Origin of the sequence: Kitasatospora purpeofusca, from assembly GCF_042691725.1 — a bacterium.
Classification (GTDB): Bacteria; Actinomycetota; Actinomycetes; order Streptomycetales; family Streptomycetaceae; genus Kitasatospora; species Kitasatospora purpeofusca_B.
Genome location: NZ_CP170483.1, coordinates 1,147,317 through 1,164,876, shown reverse-complemented (window position 1 = coordinate 1,164,876; position 17,560 = coordinate 1,147,317). Strand labels below are relative to the sequence as shown.

General features: G+C 72.3%; 11 protein-coding genes. 3 read left to right on the top strand and 8 right to left on the bottom strand.

Features of this window, described 5'->3' with window-relative positions:
- Positions 1 to 204: 204 nt before the first annotated feature.
- From ACFCLZ_RS04925 to ACFCLZ_RS04915, 3 genes are read left to right on the top strand one after another with little or no spacing between them, the layout of a single operon-like run.
- On the top strand, positions 205 to 7,893 hold the full coding sequence (locus ACFCLZ_RS04925; RefSeq protein ID WP_380283427.1) for an RHS repeat-associated core domain-containing protein: 7,689 nt from the start codon (positions 205 to 207) through the stop codon (positions 7,891 to 7,893).
- Positions 7,883 to 8,458 (top strand): hypothetical protein, encoded by a 576-nt coding sequence (locus tag ACFCLZ_RS04920; protein ID WP_380283426.1) that lies wholly within the window; start codon positions 7,883 to 7,885, stop codon positions 8,456 to 8,458. The genes ACFCLZ_RS04925 and ACFCLZ_RS04920 overlap by 11 nt, the downstream gene beginning before the upstream one ends.
- Entirely contained in the window at positions 8,455 to 8,577 is a 123-nt protein-coding gene (locus ACFCLZ_RS04915) for a hypothetical protein (RefSeq protein WP_380283425.1), read from the top strand. Before ACFCLZ_RS04920 ends, ACFCLZ_RS04915 begins: the two co-directional genes overlap by 4 nt.
- Positions 8,578 to 8,637: 60 nt before the next feature.
- Here ACFCLZ_RS04915 and ACFCLZ_RS04910 read toward each other — a convergent pair whose 3' ends face one another.
- The 8 genes from ACFCLZ_RS04910 to ACFCLZ_RS04875 form a co-directional block, all read right to left on the bottom strand.
- Complete coding sequence (locus ACFCLZ_RS04910; RefSeq protein ID WP_380283424.1) at positions 8,638 to 9,822, bottom strand: ROK family protein; 1,185 nt, start codon at positions 9,820 to 9,822, stop codon at positions 8,638 to 8,640.
- Positions 9,823 to 10,263: 441 nt separating this feature from the next.
- Complete coding sequence (locus ACFCLZ_RS04905; RefSeq protein ID WP_380286079.1) at positions 10,264 to 11,646, bottom strand: NDP-hexose 2,3-dehydratase family protein; 1,383 nt, start codon at positions 11,644 to 11,646, stop codon at positions 10,264 to 10,266.
- Complete coding sequence (locus tag ACFCLZ_RS04900; protein ID WP_380283423.1) at positions 11,640 to 12,626, bottom strand: aldo/keto reductase; 987 nt, start codon at positions 12,624 to 12,626, stop codon at positions 11,640 to 11,642. The genes ACFCLZ_RS04905 and ACFCLZ_RS04900 overlap by 7 nt, the downstream gene beginning before the upstream one ends.
- Before the next feature lie 127 nt (positions 12,627 to 12,753).
- A complete protein-coding gene (locus ACFCLZ_RS04895; RefSeq protein WP_380283422.1) occupies positions 12,754 to 13,491 on the bottom strand; it encodes an ABC transporter permease in 738 nt (245 codons plus the stop codon).
- Between the two features lie 113 nt (positions 13,492 to 13,604).
- Positions 13,605 to 14,516, bottom strand: a complete 912-nt coding sequence (locus tag ACFCLZ_RS04890) for an ABC transporter ATP-binding protein (protein WP_380283421.1) — start codon at positions 14,514 to 14,516, stop codon at positions 13,605 to 13,607.
- Positions 14,517 to 14,726: 210 nt separating this feature from the next.
- Positions 14,727 to 15,329: a dTDP-4-dehydrorhamnose 3,5-epimerase family protein gene (locus tag ACFCLZ_RS04885; protein WP_380283420.1), complete on the bottom strand. Its 603-nt coding sequence runs from the start codon at positions 15,327 to 15,329 to the stop codon at positions 14,727 to 14,729.
- On the bottom strand, positions 15,329 to 16,576 hold the full coding sequence (locus ACFCLZ_RS04880) for an activator-dependent family glycosyltransferase (RefSeq protein ID WP_380283419.1): 1,248 nt from the start codon (positions 16,574 to 16,576) through the stop codon (positions 15,329 to 15,331). Before ACFCLZ_RS04880 ends, ACFCLZ_RS04885 begins: the two co-directional genes overlap by 1 nt.
- A gap of 153 nt (positions 16,577 to 16,729) precedes the next feature.
- Complete coding sequence (locus ACFCLZ_RS04875; RefSeq protein ID WP_380283418.1) at positions 16,730 to 17,530, bottom strand: thioesterase II family protein; 801 nt, start codon at positions 17,528 to 17,530, stop codon at positions 16,730 to 16,732.
- Between the last annotated feature and the right edge of the window lie 30 nt (positions 17,531 to 17,560).

The following is a 17,560-nucleotide window of genomic DNA, read 5'->3' as shown; positions in this document are numbered from 1 at the left end:
TCCCGCAGATCACGGGTTCCTGAACGAGGGGGAACCGTTCGGGTTCGGCCCTGGGCGGTGCGCCGCAAGGGTCGATAGGTTACGGACGATTTCTGTGCGACCGGTCCGCCCGAGGCTCCGTGGTGCAGGACCGGTGCACGCAAGGCATGTTCGTGCAAGGCCTGTTCGTGCAAGCCAAGTGTCCGGCGATCCTGGGGTGGGGCCGTGAACTCGCACGTGAACGCGCACGTGAACGCACACTGGTACGGAAGGATCGGCGGTGGCCCGGCCGGGCGCCGCCTCGCGCAACTGCTCGTCCTGTCGATGTTCGCGCTCGGCCTCGGCATCCCGCCGACCGCCGCGTGGGCCGCGGGCCGGGACCACACGGTGGTCTCCAAACCGCTGCCGCCCGGCAAGGTCAGCGCCGACGCGCGGACCGCCGAGCCGCCACCGACGCAGGAAGCGGCCCCCGACGACAGCCCGCTCGCCCAGGAGCGGGCCGGGATCGCCGCCGAGGTCGAGGCCGCGAAGCAGCCGCCGCGGCCCGCGCCGGGCCCGCCCGCCGCCCCGGACGCCACCGAGCACCGCAAGCGGGCCGACGAGCTCTCCGCCGCGACGGGGAAGGCGCCGGAGTACCGCATTCCGCAGCCCGAGGTGGACGACACCGGCAAGCGCCGCCACGCCGCCGGGCCGGCCCCGCTGACCCTGGAGCAACTGGCGAACCCGAAGGCCGAAGCAGCCCCGCAGGCCGAAGCAGCCCCGAAGGCCGTCGCCGCGCAGACCTACGGCGCGACCTACCAGGTGGGCCAGCTGGTCCTGGCCCCGCGCTACGACGCGGTCGGCTACCTGCGGCTGACCGTCACCAACACCTCGAACTTCACCTGGACCACCACCGGCCAGTCCCTCGGCCTGCACCTCTACGGCGCCGACCAGTCCCTCATCAACTACATCGCCGCCTACACCACGCTGCCCGCCGACGTCGCCCCCGGGCACTCCCTCACCTTCGACGCCGTCGTCCCGTACCTCGGTCAGGGCAGCTACCTGCTGGTGTACGAGATGGCGGACACCGGCAACGGCGCGTACTTCTTCTCCCACTACGGCGTGCCCGCGGCCCAGGCCGCCGCGCTGACCGTGCCGCACTACGCGCCCACCGCGAGCGACGGCTGGCCCGCCGTCGGATCCACCGTCGCCTCCCTCACCCAGCCGCTCTCCGCCTTCGTCGGCGACGACGCCAGCACGCCCGTCCAGGTCGAGTACCAGCTCTGCACCGACAGCGACCCGGCCAAGGGCACCTGCTGGGGCTCGGGCTGGCAGGGCGTGCCCGCGCACCCGAAGAGCTTCGGCGTGATGACCAACTGGACGCCGCCCGCCGGCGCGCTGCGCTGGAACACCGCCTACTGGTGGCGGCTGCGCGTCCAGGACAGCGGCTACACCTCGCCGTACAGCGGGATGAGCCCGTTCACCGTCGTCGTCCCGCCGCCGAACGACGCCGCCCGCCTCGGCCTGGACCCGGGCGCGCTGGACGAGGCCGGCGTCAACCTCTACCTCGGCAACTACACCCGCCAGGAGACCGACGCGGACTTCCCGCAGTCCGGTATCGGCCTCCAGGTGCAGCGGACGTACAACAGCGCCGGCACCGCGAACGGGTCCTTCGGCATCGGCTGGTCCTCGCTGTGGGACATGGGGATGACCGACAACGGCAACGGTCTGCTCACCCTGGCCCTGGAGGACGGCCGCAAGGTCAACTTCGGCCGCAACCCCGACGGCGCGCTCGTCTCCGAGTACGGCGGCACCAACGTCGGCCAGTGGATCGAGCAGGGCCACCTGCGGTTCGGCGGCCTCGACTACTACCTGGGCGGCCCCGTCTGGATGATCGGCCGCCAGCAGGGCTTCGCCAACCTCCAGCTGGAACGCGACTACGACGGCAGCGGGAAGGTCTCCGCCTCGCGGATGAACCTCGTCAGTGCCGACCGCAAGCTCCACCTGCGCTGGTACGCCGGCCACGTCATCGCCGTCTCCACCAGCGCGAGCTTCTCCGGCTCCGGGGCGCTCACCTGGAACTACACCTACACCGGCGACTACCTCACCAAGGCCTGCGGCCCGGACGGCGGCTGCACCACCTACACCTACGAGGCCTCCCGCCCCGGCGGCGGCCCCAACCGCCTGGTCAAGGTCCAGCGGGCGCGGGCCGCGAACGCCACGACCATCGGCTACGACGGCGCCCTCGTCCAGCACGTCGGCAAGGCCGACAACTCCGCCACCGGCGTCGACAACGGCTGGACGTACGACCGCAGCACCGACACCACCGGCCCGTCCCCGACGCTCCTGGTGCACCGCACCGACCCGCGCGGCGTGCACACCTACTACCGGTACAACCAGGCCGGCCAGCTGGAGTACCGGTGGTACGGCACCCCGACGCCGCCGCCCGGCCGCACCCGGATGTTCCTGTACGACGCCTTCGGCCGGCCCACCGCGTTCGTCGACGAGAACGACAACGTCACCCGGTACGGCTGGGACAACATCACCGGGGCGCGCAGCACCGTCACCCGCTACCGCACCCCGACGCAGCCGTACACCGAACGGACCGAGTACTACACCAACCCGGCCTGGCCCTCCGACCGGCGCAACGGCGCGCCGATCCGCTCGACCGACGCCAACGGCCACACCACCGAGCAGACCTACGACGAGCTCGGCGACCAACTCACCGAGACCGATCCGACGGGCGGCGTCACCACCACGACCTGGGGCTGCGGGAGCGTGCTCGCCCAGCCGATCGTCAACGACATCCACCCCAGGCACCAGGGACCCGACAAGATCGGCGCCTGCTTCGTCCCCGTCGCGGTCACCGACGCGGGCGGGCGCACCACCCGCTACGGCTACGACGCCGAGAACGACCAGACCCGGACCACCAGCCCCACCGGGGAGGTCGTCGACATCCTCCACGACGACCTCGGCCGGGTCACCTCGCGCACCGTCTCCGACCCCGCCAACCCCGCGGGCGTCGCCACCGACTACACCTACGACCAGGCCGGCCGGCTCGCGACCGAGACCGGGCCCGCCGTCACCAACCCCGTCACCGGCGTGACCCACCGCGCGCGCACCAGCTACACCTACGACCCGGACGGCAACCTCGCGACCCGCACCGTCGCCGACCTCACCCCGGCCGCCCAGGGCGGGGACGCCGCGCGCACCACGACCTACGGCTACGACGCCCAGGACCGGCTCACCAGCGTCGTCCAGGACGGCGTCACCACCAAGCGCGTGACGTACGACCAGGTCGGCAACGTCACCGACAGCTGGAGCCCCAACGGCGCGCACTACGTCTACGGCTACGACGTCAACGGCCGGCTCACCGCCGTCGACCTCAAGGACTTCGTCGACGACCCGGGCGCGTCGAACCCCCCGAAGCGCGGCATCCGGCTGAAGACCTTCGGCTACGACCGGGCCGGCCGTCTCTCCGCCGCCACCGACGCGATGGGCCACCTGGTCACCTACACCTACACGGCCGACGACCTGGTGCTCACCGAGAAGTACTCGCTGACCAGCCAGGACGGGACCAGCAGCCGCGAGATCACCCTGCACACCTTCACCTACGACAACGCCGGCAACGTCGTGAAGGACGTCCGCGGCGACGGCCCCGCCGCCCGCACCACCACCTACGGCTACGACGCCGCCAACCGCCACACCACCACCACGGCCGACCCCGGCGGCCTCAACCGCACCACCACCACCGCCTACGACAAGGCCGGCCTGGTCACCGCCACCACCGTCACCGACGGCACCCGCACCGAGACCCGCGAGAACGTCTGGGACCAGGCCACCGGCCAGCTCGCCCGCACCGTGGCGCACCCCGACGCCGGCACCGCCCTGGTCACCGGCTACCTGCGCGACGCCCGCGGCCGCGTCCTCGCCTCCACCGACCCGCGCGGCATGCCGCAACCCGGCGCCCCCGGCCAGCCCGACCCGGGGTACACCACCACCACCGGCTACGACCTGCTCGGCCGGCCCAGCACCGTGACCCTCCCCGCCGCCCGGGTCGAGGACGGCACCCCCGGCGCCACCCCGACCGCCCAGCAGGCCGTCACCACCCGCGGCTACAACACCTTCGGCGAACTCACCGACCTCAAGGACTCCACCGGCCGGGTCACCCGCTACCTGTACGACCAGCAGGGCCGCCGCACCGAGGCCCGGCTGCCCGCCTACACCCCGCCGGGTGCCACCGCGGCCCTGAACCCCGTCGAGAAGTGGACGTACGACGCGGACGGCAACACCACCGCGCACACCGACGCCCTCGGCCGCACCACCACCTACACCTACGACCTGCGCGACCGGGTGGTGCGCACCACCCTGCCGCCCGCCGCCCCCGGGGCCGCGCCCGGCGTCACCGTGGTGCGCCGCGACGACAACGGCAACGTGCTGTCCGTCATCGACCCGACCGGCGCCCAGACCCTCGCCGTCTACGACGGCATGGACCGGCGGATCTCCGCCACCTCGGTGGTCCGCAACGGCACCGCCACCCCCGACACCTACACCACCTCCTACACCCACGACGACTTCGGCGACGTCCTCACCGAGACCCTCGGCACGACCACCACCACGTACACCTACGACAAGCTGGGCGAGCCGGCCTCCAGCACCCCGGCCGGCCGCGGCACCACCCGGTACACCTACGACCTCGCCGGCCGCACCGCGACCGTCACCGACCCGCTCGGCCGCATCTCCAGCACCAGCTACGACCTGGCCGGCCGGGCCACCGCCGAGGCCGTCGCCGACCCGGCCGGCACCGTGCTCGCCCGCACCGGCTACGGCTACGACGCGGCCGGCAACACGGTGAGCGTCACCGACCCCGACGGCCAGGTCCGGCGCACCGCCTACGACGCCCGCAACCAGGCGACCACACTCACCGACCCGCCCGTACGCCCCGGCGACGCCGCCTCCGCCCCGGTCACCGGCCTCGGCCACGACCTGCTCGGCCGGCTCACCCGGATCACCGACGCCAACGGCAACGCCACCCACCAGCGGTACAACACGCTCGGCCTGGCGGAGGCGCAGTCGCTGCCGGCCGTCCCCGCCGACCAGTCCGCCGCCGACCGGACCACCACCACCGCCTACGACGCGGCCGGACAGGTCACCGGCATCACCGAACCCGGCGGCGTGAAGCGCACGTTCGGCTACGACGGCCTCGGCCGGCTGACCACCGAGGCCGGCACCGGCGGCGACGGCGACGCCTCCCGCACCTTCGGCTACGACCTCGCCGGCCGGATCACCTCCGCCTCCGCCCCCGGCGGCGCCCAGACCTTCGGCTGGGACGACCGCGGTCTGCTCACCGGCAGCCAGGGCCCGCTCGGCACCAGCGCCTTCACCTACGACGCCGCAGCCCGCCCGCTCACCGAGACCGACCCCGGCGGCGCCAGGGTCAGCTACACCTGGAACGGCAACACCGACCTCGCCACCGTCACCGACAGCCTCTCCGGCCTCACCCGCACCCTCACCCACGACCCGGCCGGCCAGGTCACCACCGAACAGCGCAAGGCCGGCCAGACCCCCGGACCCACCCGCACCCTGGCCTACGACGGCCTCGGCCGCGTCACCACCGACACCGTCACCGACCCCACCGGCCACCTCTCCACCCAGCTCACCTACAGCTGGGACCCGGCCGGCCGGCTGCTCACCAGCGGCTCCACCGGCACCGCCGACCCGCACGGCGAGACGTACGACTACGACCCGGCGGGCCGGCTCACCCGGGTCACCGACACCACCAGGGGCACCGGCACCGACTACGGCTGGGACGCCGCCGGCAACCGCACCTCCGTCACCGACTGGACCGGCACCCCCGCCCAGCACACCACCACCGGCACCAGCACCGCCGCCTACGACCCGCGCAACCGCCTCACCTCCAGCACCGCCGCCGACGGCGCCACCACCAGCTACACCTTCACCCCGCGCGGCACGCTCGCCACCACGACCACCAAGAACGCCGCCGGCGCCGTCACCGCCTCCTCCACCAACCGCTACGACGCGCTCGGCCGGCTCACCGGTGTCGACGGCCGCTCCTACGCCTACGACGCCCTCGACCGCCTCACCGCCGCGACGGCGGGAGCCGCTGCGGCGGCCTCCTTCACCTACCCGGGACTCGCCAAGGAGCCGGACTCCGACGGCAGTTGGTCCTACGCCCGGGCGCTGGACGGCACCCCGCTCGCCGCGGCGCCGAGCGGCGGCGGCACCGCCCGCACCCTGCTCACCAACGCGCACCACGACGTCCTCGGCGCCACCGACACCGCCAGCGGCGCGCTCGCCGCCGGGCGCTCCTACAGCCCCTTCGGCAAGCCCACCGCCACCACCGGCGCCGCCCCCGGCCTCGGCTTCCAGGGCGGCTGGACCGACCCCGCCACCGGCCGGGTGCACGCCCAGGCCCGCTGGTACGACCCCGGCACCGGCCGCTTCACCTCCGCCGACGACCGCGTACCCGGCCTCGGCTCCGCCGCCGCCACCAACCGCTACGGCTACGGCAACGCCAATCCGATCGGCAACTGGGACCCGAGCGGCCACAACGCCGTCGGCAGCCTCCTCGGCGGCATCGGCCACGCCCTCGACCTCACCGAGGAGGCCTTCGCCGCCATGTGGGGCGAGGGCTACGAACTCCTCGCCGCCGGGACGCGCACGGTCGGCGGGGCCCTGGTGGCCGCCGCCGACTCCGCCGGGGCCGTCGCCCTGGAGAGCCTCGCCGCGACCGGCGCCGAGATCGTCGCCGTCGGCGGCACCGTCGCCGAGGCCGCCGGCGCGGCGGTGGTGTGCGCCGTCGGCTGCGTGACCGCGATCGTGGTCGGCACCATCATCGCCGCGGTCATCGCCGGCGTCGTCGTCTACTCGATCGTCAACGCGGACGGCAGCCTGAGCCCCGCCTCCACCGGCACCACCGTCACCCCGCGCTTCGACCCGCGCGACGACCCGCGCGTCCAGCGCCCGCGCGCCAGCGGGACCACCGACCCGGCCGCCAAGAGCCCGCCGCGGCCCAGCGGCACCAAGATCACCGCCACCGTGACCCGGGTGCCGCGCCCGCAGGCCACCCCGCCCAAGCCGGTCGTGTACCGGACCGGCACCAGCTGGCGCACCACCGAGGACGTCCGCACCGAGACCAGTCACTGGTGGGACGACACCTACCTCTTCACCCGCACCGACACCTGGATCACCGACACCACCTTCATCACCACCCACTACTCCGACGGCTCATGGGTCGAGAGCGGACCGCAGGTCAGCGTCCGCCACCTCTGGGAGACCCTGCGCAAGGCCCTGATCGACTTCGCCAACCCCATCCAGCTCCCGATCCCCGCCGACACCAACAGCCCCGACCCCCATGTCGACAACCCCGCCGACCCCGACGGCGGCTGCGGCACCGGCGGCCCCGCCGACACCTGCCCCACCGACACCGCCGCCGCCGGCCGCCTCCCCAACGGCGCCCTCGACCCCGTCCCGGCCGACGCCGGCCAGGGCGGCAAGAAGCCCCCGACGGTGGACGCCCCCAACTGCGACGCCAGCCCGCCGAACCGGGGGGCGGCCCTGGGCGACAACCGTGAGGAGCGCGTCGCCCGGCTGATCGGCGGGCGGGTCATGAAGGACGCCAAGGGCCAGGACATCCCGCTGGTGCGGCCGAACATCGGCAAGACCGGACTCGACGTGCTCGGTCCCAACGGCGAGTATGTCTTCGTCGGCGGCGCCGCGAAGGCCAAGAACTTCCCGAAGTTCGTCGACAAGCTCAAGATCGGCAAGTGGGTGGCCGACCAGCAGGGCGTGCGGGCGATGTACTACTTCGACGAGGCCAACACGCCGGACAACGTCATCAAGGCGGCCGAGAAGGTCCTCGGCAAGGACAACGTGTTCCTGTTCAGCATGGAGGACGACTGCGATGACGAGTGACGCGTTCATCGACTGGTACCGCACCCGCACCTCCGGCCGCGACTTCGAGCTCCTGGCCGAGGCCTTCGGGCGGGCGGGGATCCACCTGGTCCAGCCCGGCTTCGACACCGCCGTCCTGCTGGACGCCGAGGGCGAGCACGTCCGCCTTCCGGCCGGCCGGGTCGCCGAGCTCGTCGGGCTCTCCCTCGGTGACCTCACGCTGAAGTGGTGGTTCACCGCGGACAGCGACGTGGTGTGCGGGATCGCGTACTCGGGCTACGGGTGGGAGAAGCACACCTACTTCCTCGACGCCCTGACGGTCCGGGAGGCGGACACGGTGGCGGAGGTCCTGCTCGGTGAGGCGCGGGCCCGCCCGCAGGAGACGGCGGCACTCGTCGTCGACCGGACGGGGCGGAGCGCCGAGTTCGACTGGGAGGCCGTGGTCGGCGGTGCGTCGACGGCCGTCCCCGTGCTGCCCGAGGCCCTGCTCCTCGCCGAGCGGACCGCCGACGCCCTGAGCGGCCTGCCCGCGCAGGCGGCCCGCAGCGCCTTCGCGCCCGGCCTCACCCTGGTGAGCGCCCGATGAGGCCGGAGGACGGCACCTGGGCGGATGCCGTGGTGAGCGTGCCTGCGGAGGTGGACAACCTGCCGGTGGCGTTCGTCCACTGGGCCCTTGACGAGGCCAGGCGCAGGCTCGACCGGTGACCTGATACCGGCCCGGCCCCGACCACTGCCGCGAGCGGCGTGGTCGGGGCCGGGCCGTGGTCAGGACCGGGGCGAACCCGGTTCGGCCGTCGGGGGGTTGACGGCGAAGAGCTGCTCCTCGACCTGTTCGAGGGCCACCCGGAGGGCGCCCATCGCGACGACCTCCGAGCCGAGGGCGGCCAGGGCCACCTCGGGGGCGCGGAGGGTGAACTGGGCGAGGCGTTCGCGCAGGGGGTCGAGGACGCCGTCGAGGCCGGCGGCCCAGCCGCCGATGACGACGAGCTGCGGGTCGATGGCCAGCACGAGGGCGGCGACGCTCTGCACCAGGCGGGTCAGGAAGCGGTCCGTCGCGACCTGCGCCACCTCGTCGCCCTCGCGCGCCAGCTTCAGCACCCGCGCCACCGCCGCCTCGTCCAGCGGGTTGAGCGGCTTGCCGGTGGTGGAGAGCAGCCGTTCCGGCGTCACCTCCTGCCCCAGCAGGTGCAGCGTGCCGATCTCGCCGGCCGCGCCGCCGAAGCCCCGGTGCAGGCGGCCGTTGATGAGCGAGCCGGCGCCCGGGCTCAGGCCCGCCATGACGAACACGACGTCGTCGGCGCCGACCGCCGCGCCCTGCCAGTGCTCGGCGATCGCGGCCAGGTTGGCGTCGTTCTCGATCATCACCTGGCAGCGGAACGAGCGCCGCAGCCGTGCCCCGAGGTCCAGCCCGGTCCACCCGGGCATCGCGGTGCCCAACTGCACGGTGCCGTCCCGGTCGACGATGCCCGGCGTGCCGACGCCCACCGCCCACAGGTTGTCCCGGGACACGCCCGCCTTGCGCAGCACCTCCGCGACCACCGACCGCACCGCGGTGAGCCGCTCCTCCGCGTCCAGGGTCTCCTCGACCGGCCGGAAGTGACTGCCGACCACCTCGCCGGCGAGGTCGGCGAGGATGATCCGGATGTCGTGCACGCCGATCTCGATGCCGAGGATGTGCCCCGCCTCGGCCCGGAACCGGAACCACCGGGCCGGCCGCCCGCGCCGCCCGGTGCCGGGCTGACCACCCGTCTGCGGCTGTTCGACCTCGGCGACCAGGCCGGTCTCCACCAGCCCCTCGATGACGCCCTCGACCGTCGGCCGGGAGAGCCCGGTGTCGCCGACCAGTTGGGTCAGGGTCACCGCATGGCCCTCGCGCAGCGCCCGGAGGGTCACCGCCGCGTTGATCCGCCGCAGGAGTGAGGAGTCGCCACCGGTGAGTCTGTCCGCCAAGACGCTGCCCTTCGCCGTTCCGCGCGACTGCCCTTTCGCGCGTGCCGTGTACACGGGCACCGTCGGGCGACGCCACCGGCCGGTCGTGCCGGAGGCCGCCCCCGGGCGGACCCGCGGGAGTCTGCCGCCCGGCGGAACGGCACGGCGGTGCTGCGCCGCCTGCGCCGGTCCGGGGTGGCCTGAGCCGGATGCTACCGGGGCCCGCCCCGCCCGGCGAGCATCTTCCCAGCTCATCCAGGCTTCGGTATCGAAATGGTACGGATCGGGTGGCAGTGCGTGACCCTGCCCGTATCGCCCGCCGTCGGCGCAGGCCGCCCGTCGCTCCGAGGTCGGCGCGCACCGCGTGCGCCCGTCCGCCCCGGGCCCCCGCACGCGGCCGGGCCCGCGCGCCGCGCCGCCGCCGGGTGGCGGTCGGTGCGGCGCGCGGGCCCGGATCGGTCGCTACTGCGCCAGCGCCGGGGCGTCCACACTCTGCAGGCAGGCGAGCAGCGTGCGGGCCTCGATGTTGAGGTAGTGGCTGTGCCGTATCAGCCCGAGCAGCTCCACGACCGGTATCCACCGGTAGTCGGGCCCGGGCACCTCGTCGCGCAGGCCGGGGCCGGCGTCGATGACGACGTAGCGGTTGCGGGCGTGGTAGAAGCGCCCGCCCTCCTCCGAGAGCACCGAGTCGAACAGCACCCGCTCGCGCGGCGCCTCGAGCACGTCGTCGAGCAGCGCCGGCCGGGCGGCGGCCGGCAGCAGGGCGTAGTTCTCGGGCGTGCACTGGACGGTGGGCGCGAGCTCCAGGACGTCCGTGAACCCCGGTTCCACGCGTGCGTGCACCAGCGCCTGGAGGACGCCGTCGACGCGCCGGGTCAGGAACGCCGACAGCCCGATGCCGTGCGGCTCGATCATGGGCTGGGTCCAGCTGCGGACCTCACGGCCGCCGGCCTGGACGTCCACCGCGATGACGCTGAAGAACGTGCCGTTCTCGTGGGATATGCGGTCCGCCGAGCGGTTCCAGTGCTGGACCTTGTTCAGCGGGACGAGCTCGGCGCGCGGCTCGTACCGGGTGCGCGCCTCGGTGATCCAGCTGAGCAGGTCCGTGCCGACGGACACGGCGTCCGAACCGGCGTCGCCCAGCTCGCTGCCCTGGAACGGGAAGGGCAGGCAGGCGAGGACGCTGCGCGAGTCCATGTTGACCAGGTCGTCGACGACGAGCAGCTCGTGCAGCTGTCGCAGGGTCAGCCAGTGGAACCCGTCGAGGACCTCGACGTCCTCGTCCACCTCGATGATGATGTTGCGGTTCCGCTTGCCGTAGAACCAGCAGCCCTGCTCGGACTGGCGCACATCGGCGAGGGTCCGGTACCGCCCGGGCTGCTGGAAGTACTCCACGTAGGCGACGGCCGCGCCCTTGTGGACCCGGGTGTAGTTGCTGCGGGTGGCCTGCACGGTCGGCGAGAGCTGCAGCCCGTTGCAGTTGCCGGGCTCCATCTTGGCCTGCATCAGGAAGTGCAGCACACCGTCGAACTCCTTGGCGATGATGCCGAGGATGCCGATCTCCGGCTGGAGCAGGATCGGCTGGGTCCACGTCTCGACCGGGAGGCCCGGCATGCTGACGTCCAGACCCTCGACGCTGAAGAAGCGGCCGCTGTCGTGGACGAGGTTGCCCGTCTCGGGCGCGAAGCCCCATCCGCGCATGTCCGCGAAGGGTATCCGCTCGATCCTCGACTCGTCGGCGCGGCTGCGCGCGTCGAGCCACTCCTGGAAGCCGGCCAGGGTGGCGGTGGGGGTGTCCAGCGCGTGCGCGGAGCGCGCGACGCGGGTCGTGAGAGTGTTCACCAGGCCCACGCTTCCGGGCCGGGGCCGCCGTTGCCGATCGGCGGGAACAGCCGGTCGAGCTCGGCCAGCACCTCGTCCGACAGCTTCAGCTCCAGGGCGTTCAGACCGCTCTCGAGCTGGGCGATGCTGCGCGGGCCGATGACCGGCGCGGTGATCCCGGGCCGGGACATGACCCAGGCCAGGCCCACCTCGGCCGGGTCGGCGCCGATGTCGTCGCAGAGCTTCTCGTACGCGGCGATGGCGTCGCGGTGCTTCTCCATCGCCTCCACCGCGCGGCCCTGCGCGGTCTTGACGGCGGTGCCCTCCTGCAGCTTGCGCAGCGCGCCGCTCAGCAGCCCGCCGTGCAGCGGCGACCAGGCGAGGACGGCCACCCCGTACTTCTGGGCGGCCGGGATGAGCTCCATCTCGATGTACCGGGTGACCAGGTTGTAGACGGACTGCTCGGACACGATGCCGAGGAAGTTGCGGCGCTTCGCGGCCTCCTGCGCCTCGGCGATGTGCCAGCCGGCGAAGTTGGACGAGCCCACGTACCGGACCTTGCCCTGCTGGGTCAGCATCTCCATCGCCTGCCAGACCTCGTCCCAGGGGGCGTGGCGGTCGATGTGGTGCATCTGGAAGATGTCGATCCAGTCGGTCTGCATCCGGCGCAGCGAGTCCTCGCACGAGGCGATGATGTGCCGGGCGGACAGGCCGCCGTCGTTGGGACGGTCGGTCATCGGGGTGAACACCTTGGTGCCGAGCACGACCTGCTCGCGGCGTCCGCCGCCCTGGGCGAAGTACTCGCCGAGCAGTTCCTCGGTGAAGCCCTTGTGGACCTGCCAGCCGTACTGGTTGGCGGTGTCGAGGAAGTTGATCCCGCGGTCCAGACCGCGGTCCAAGATCTCGAAACTCTCTTCCTTGGTCGCCCGGACCCCCAGGTTCAGCGTGCCGAGGCAGAGCCGGCTCACCTGGAGGGCAGTGCGGCCGAGGTAGGTGTACTCCATCTACAGATTCCTTTTCCGGTACTTGTACTCTGCGGCTGCCGCCGGCCATCGGCCGACGGTCGACCGCGTCAGGGAGACCCGGGGTGGCCACCCCGGGGCTCGCGTGGGCGGATGTCGGGCCAGGGTCTCACTGCCAGCGGAACAACCTGGACGCCAGCACGCTGCACAGCACGCCGACGGTCGCGAGGACGACCAGGTGCAGGGTCTGCGGCCAGTGTCCTTCCCAGGAGTCCCGCAGGGCCTGGAGGGTGGCGCCCAGGGGCGTGTAGTCCCCGATGGTGGCCACCGTGTCGGGCAGTTGCTCCTTGGGGAGGAACACCCCTCCGAAGAACAGGCTGGGGAACAGCAGCGACAGGCCGATCGAGGTCGCCGCGCGGCTTCCCGGCGCCATCGCGGCGACGACCAGGCCGACCGAGAACAGCGCCCAGGCGCCGAGCGCGAAGGTCAGCAGGAAGGCGGGCACCTGCTCCGGCAGCGCCGTGTCGAACGCGAACCGGCCGACGCCCAGGACCAGCACCGCCGCGACGACGGCGGTCGCCAGGTTGATCACGAGCTGGGCGAGCAGCAGGTTGACGGGGTGGACGGGGCTGGCCGCCATGCGGCGCAGTATCCCCTTCTCCCGGTAGGTCGCCAGGGTGGTGGGCAGCAGGTTCAGCGACAGCATGGTGAGGCACATGGACATCGCCATGGCCGGGACGAACGCCGCCATCGCGAGCTTCCGGTCGGGGGTGTCGTCCGAGTTGGTGGTGATGATGTGGAAGATCCCCAACAGCATGACCGGCAGCGCGATCACGAAGAACACCGCGGTCGGGTCACGGAGGAAGAGCTTCGTCTCGACGAGGGTGAGCTGGGAGCGCCCGGTCATGGGTGTCCTCCTGGCGGACGGGGGCCGCCTTCGGTCGGGGTGGTCGCCGGACGGGCCGGCGGCAGGGAGTCCTGGGGCCGGTGCGGCCCGGAGTCGGTCGGTCGGGACACGGGTCAGTTTCCGACCGGGGCGGTACCGGTGAGCTTCACGAAGGCGTCCTCGAGCGTCGGCTGCTCCAGGCGCAGCTCGTCGGGGACGATCGCGTGCCGGGCGAGGACCGCGACCACCGCGTACACCAGGTTGTTCGTGCCGGTCACCGTCACCCGGGAACCGGCCCGGGTCACCGACGTGACCTCGGGCAGCGCGGTCAGCAGGGAGTCGTCCAGCGGGGCGGAGGGCACGAAGCGCAGGCGCTGCTCGGCGTCGGCGGCGGAGATCAGGCCGGCCGGGGTGTCGAGGGCCGCCAGCCGCCCTTCCTTGATCACCGCGATGCGGTCGCAGAGCCGCTCGGCCTCCTCCATGAAGTGGGTCACCAGCAGGACGGTGACGCCCTGGGCGCGGACCTTCTCGATCAGCTCCCAGGTCTCCCGGCGGGCCCGGGGGTCGAGCGCGGTCGTCAGCTCGTCGAACACCGCGATCCGGGGGTTGCCGACCAGCGCGAGGGCGATGGACAGCCGCTGCTTCTGGCCTCCGGACAGCTGCCCGAAGCGGCTGTCGCGCTTCTTCTCCAGGCCCCAGTCGGTGATCAGGCTCCGCCAGTCGGCCGGGTCGCTGTAGAAGGTGCTGTACATCTGCAGCGCCTCCCAGACCTTGAGCCGGGGCGGCAGCTCGCTCTCCTGGAGCTGGATGCCGATGCGCTGGCGCAGCTGCTCCTTGTCGCGGTGCGGGTCGAGCCCCATCACGGAGACCGTGCCGCCGTCGTACCGGCGCAGGCCCTCGACGCACTCCACGATCGTCGTCTTGCCGGCGCCGTTCGGGCCGAGGACGCCGAATATCTCGCCCTCCTCCACGGAGAAGGAGACATCGTCCACGGCGACGTGGTCGCCGTAGGTCTTGCGGAGGTTCTGGACCTCGATCACCGGCATGCCTTCTCTTTCTTCCTCCACCGGGATTCCCAGCATTCCGCGCCGTCGGACACGGGTGGACCCGCATCCGCTTCGGGCCCCCGATGCGGGCATCGGCGGCCTTCCGTCCGGTGAACGGCACGGCTCCACCGCCGGCTGTGGGCACAACCGGCGGTGGAGCTGTCGACAGAGCGTGCCGTCAGTACACGGGGTGCCCGGTACCGCGAGACGTCAGTTCGTGCGAAGTGCAGCGTAGCGTGCCGAGCAGGCCTCGTAGTCCGGCAGGGCACCGGCCTGCAGGGCCTGCTGCAGGGTGGGCGCGTTGCGGTCCCGGTCCGACACCAGGGGCGTGATGTCCTCGGGCCAGGGCAGGGCGAGGTCGGGATCGAAGGGGTCGATCTCGTGCTCCGCGCCCGGGTTGTACTCGGTCGAGTTGAGGTACGCGGCCACGGTGTCGTCCTCCAGGGCCATGAACGCGTGCCCGAGCCCCTCGGAGAGGTAGATCCCCTGGCACGCGACGGCGTCCAGCACCAGGGAGTCCCACTGCCCGAAGGTGGGCGAGCCCACCCGGAGGTCCACCACCACGTCGAGCAGCGAGCCGCGGGTGCAGGTGACGAACTTGGCCTGCCCGGGCGGCACGTCCGCGAAGTGGACCCCGCGGAGCGTGCCGCGCCGGGACACGCTGTTGTGGTACTGCCCCAGCCGCAGCGGGTGCCCGATCGCCTCCGTGAAGGTGGAGGCGGTGTAGTTCGCGCAGAACGTCCCCCGGTCGTCGGGGAAGACGGTCGGCGTGAAGGCGAAAGCCCCGCCGATGGACAGTTCGCGGTATTTCACTAGTGGTGCTCCGTGGTCAGCTTCTCGAGCACCGGCACGAGGTCGGCCGGGCTCGGCGTGGACTTGATCTCCGCCTGCAGTCGGGCGGCGGATTCGCGGAAGGAGGGCTCGTTGAGCAGCCGCTCTATCCCCTCGCGCACGCCCTGGGCCGTGAGCTTACCGGCGTGCACGTAGATTCCCGCGCCCGCGCCCTCCAGGGCGGCCGCCTTGTTCCACCAGTCCGCGAACCGGATCGGGGCCATGAACTGCGGAACACCGTGGACCAGCGCGGTCGTCCAGGAACCGAATCCGCCGTGGTGGAGAATGGCGGAGCAGCTGGGGAGCAGGGTGTTCAGCGGCACGAAGTCGACCAGGCGGGTGTTGGCCGGCACCCGCTCCAGTCCGGCGGACACCTCCGCGGGCAGCGCCGCGACGAGCTCGATGTCGAGGTCCGCGACCGCGTCCAGGATCTCCTGGACCGGAACGAAGGAACCGCCCAGCGCCCCGAAGGAGACGCCGGAGGTCAGGCAGACCCGGGGACGCAGGGGCTTCTCGCGGACCCACGCCGGCTCCACCGACGGCCCGTTGTACGGCACCCAGCGCAGCGGGACGCGCTTGACGTCCAGCGGCAGCTGGAGGCTGTCCGGGATCTGGTCGATGGTCCACTGGCCGGTGGTGACCTCCTCGGCGAAGTCGGAGCCGTAGCGGGTCAGCAGCTCGGTCAGCCAGGCGGCCAGCGGGTCCTCGCGCTGGTCCTCCGGCTGCTGCGCCATCAGCTCCAGGAAGGCCGAGCGCATCGTGGAGTAGACGTCGACGCACCACAGCATGCGCGCGTGGGCGGCGCCGACGACGCGGGCCGCCACCGGCGCCGCGTAGGTCAGCGGGTCCCAGATGACCAGGTCCGGCTGCCAGTCCCGGGCGAGCGTCACCAGGTCGTCGACCATGCCGTCGTTGTAGATCCGGTAGGCGAACTGGACGCTCATCCGGTACTTGGTGAGCACCTTCTCCCAGGTCTGCTGGTCCGCGAACGGCTGCGTCCAGTCCGAGATCTCGTTCTCCAGCTGCTCGTGGTGCATGGCGAACAGCTGGTGGATGTTGTGGTCGGTGCCGACGGACACGGCGGTGAGACCGGTACGGCTGATCTCCTCGGTGAGGACGGGGTTGCTGGCGATCCTGACCTCGTGCCCGGCTGCGGCGAACGCCCACGCCAACGGGACCATGGTGTAGAGGTGCGATTTCTCGGAGACGGTGGCGAACAACACGCGCATGTGTGTTTCTCTTTCCTAGGGTCCCGTTAGGCGCATTCAGCAAAGCTGACCGGGAAGGTCGGCGACAACCCCTACCACCCCTTATGCGCCGGAATTTGTGTTCATCCGGAATTCAGCCGGCGGAGGGCCTCCCGGCCCCCGGGCCCAGCGCGCTCAGCCGCCGGCGACGCCCGGCGAAGGCACCAACGTGATCGGGTTCCGGGCGGTGAGGAAATCCGACACCGTGTTCACGACGGCGGCCTTCTGTTCGCTGAGGTAGAAGTGCCCGCCGGGAAAGACCTGGAGTTCGAAAGTGCCGGAGGTGTGGTCGCCCCACGCCGCCACCTCCTCGACGTCGACGCGGACGTCGCTGTCACCGCCGAGCCCCACGACGGGACACCGCAGCGGGGGCCCGGGAACATAGCGGTAGGTCTCCGCCGCCTTGTAGTCGCCGCGGATCGCGGGCAGGGCGAAGCGCAGCAGTTCGAGATCACCCAGGACCCGGGAGTCGGTGCCGCTGAGCAGCTGCAGCTCGGCCACGATGCCGTTGTCGTCCAGCAGGTGGATCTCGTTGCTGCGGTGCTGCGAGGGCGCGTTGCGGCCGGAGGCGAACAGGGCGGCCGGGACGATGCCGGACTCCTGCTCCAGCAGCCGGGCCACCTCGAAGGCCACGCTGGCGCCCATGCTGTGGCCGAAGAGCGCGATCGGCAGGTCCGTCCACCGCGTGAGCACGGTGTGGATTTCCCGGGCCAGCTCCTGGACGCTCTCGACGGGCTGCTCGGTGCGGCGGTCCTGCCGCCCCGGGTACTGGACGGCCATCACCTCGATCCCCGAGGACATCTCCTCCGACATCGGGAAGAAGAAGCTCGCGGATCCTCCGGCGTGCGGGAAGCAGATCAGCCGCACCGTGGCCTCGGGCTGGGGGTGGAAGCGGCGCAGCCACAGGCTGTCGTCGTCGCTGGTCGGCGGTGCCATGGTGATGGGTGTCCCTTTCGGTCTCACCGG

What these genes read in the sequence shown, in the direction of transcription:
- ACFCLZ_RS04890 (WP_380283421.1), bottom strand. Translation starts at nt 14,516, where the DNA reads ATGCCGGTGATCGAGGTCCAGAACCTCCGCAAGACCTACGGCGACCAC.
- ACFCLZ_RS04880 (WP_380283419.1), bottom strand. Translation starts at nt 16,576, where the DNA reads ATGCGCGTGTTGTTCGCCACCGTCTCCGAGAAATCGCACCTCTACACC.
- ACFCLZ_RS04920 (WP_380283426.1), top strand. Translation starts at nt 7,883, where the DNA reads ATGACGAGTGACGCGTTCATCGACTGGTACCGCACCCGCACCTCCGGC.
- ACFCLZ_RS04875 (WP_380283418.1), bottom strand. Translation starts at nt 17,530, where the DNA reads ATGGCACCGCCGACCAGCGACGACGACAGCCTGTGGCTGCGCCGCTTC.
- ACFCLZ_RS04915 (WP_380283425.1), top strand. Translation starts at nt 8,455, where the DNA reads ATGAGGCCGGAGGACGGCACCTGGGCGGATGCCGTGGTGAGCGTGCCT.
- ACFCLZ_RS04900 (WP_380283423.1), bottom strand. Translation starts at nt 12,626, where the DNA reads ATGGAGTACACCTACCTCGGCCGCACTGCCCTCCAGGTGAGCCGGCTC.
- ACFCLZ_RS04895 (WP_380283422.1), bottom strand. Translation starts at nt 13,491, where the DNA reads ATGACCGGGCGCTCCCAGCTCACCCTCGTCGAGACGAAGCTCTTCCTC.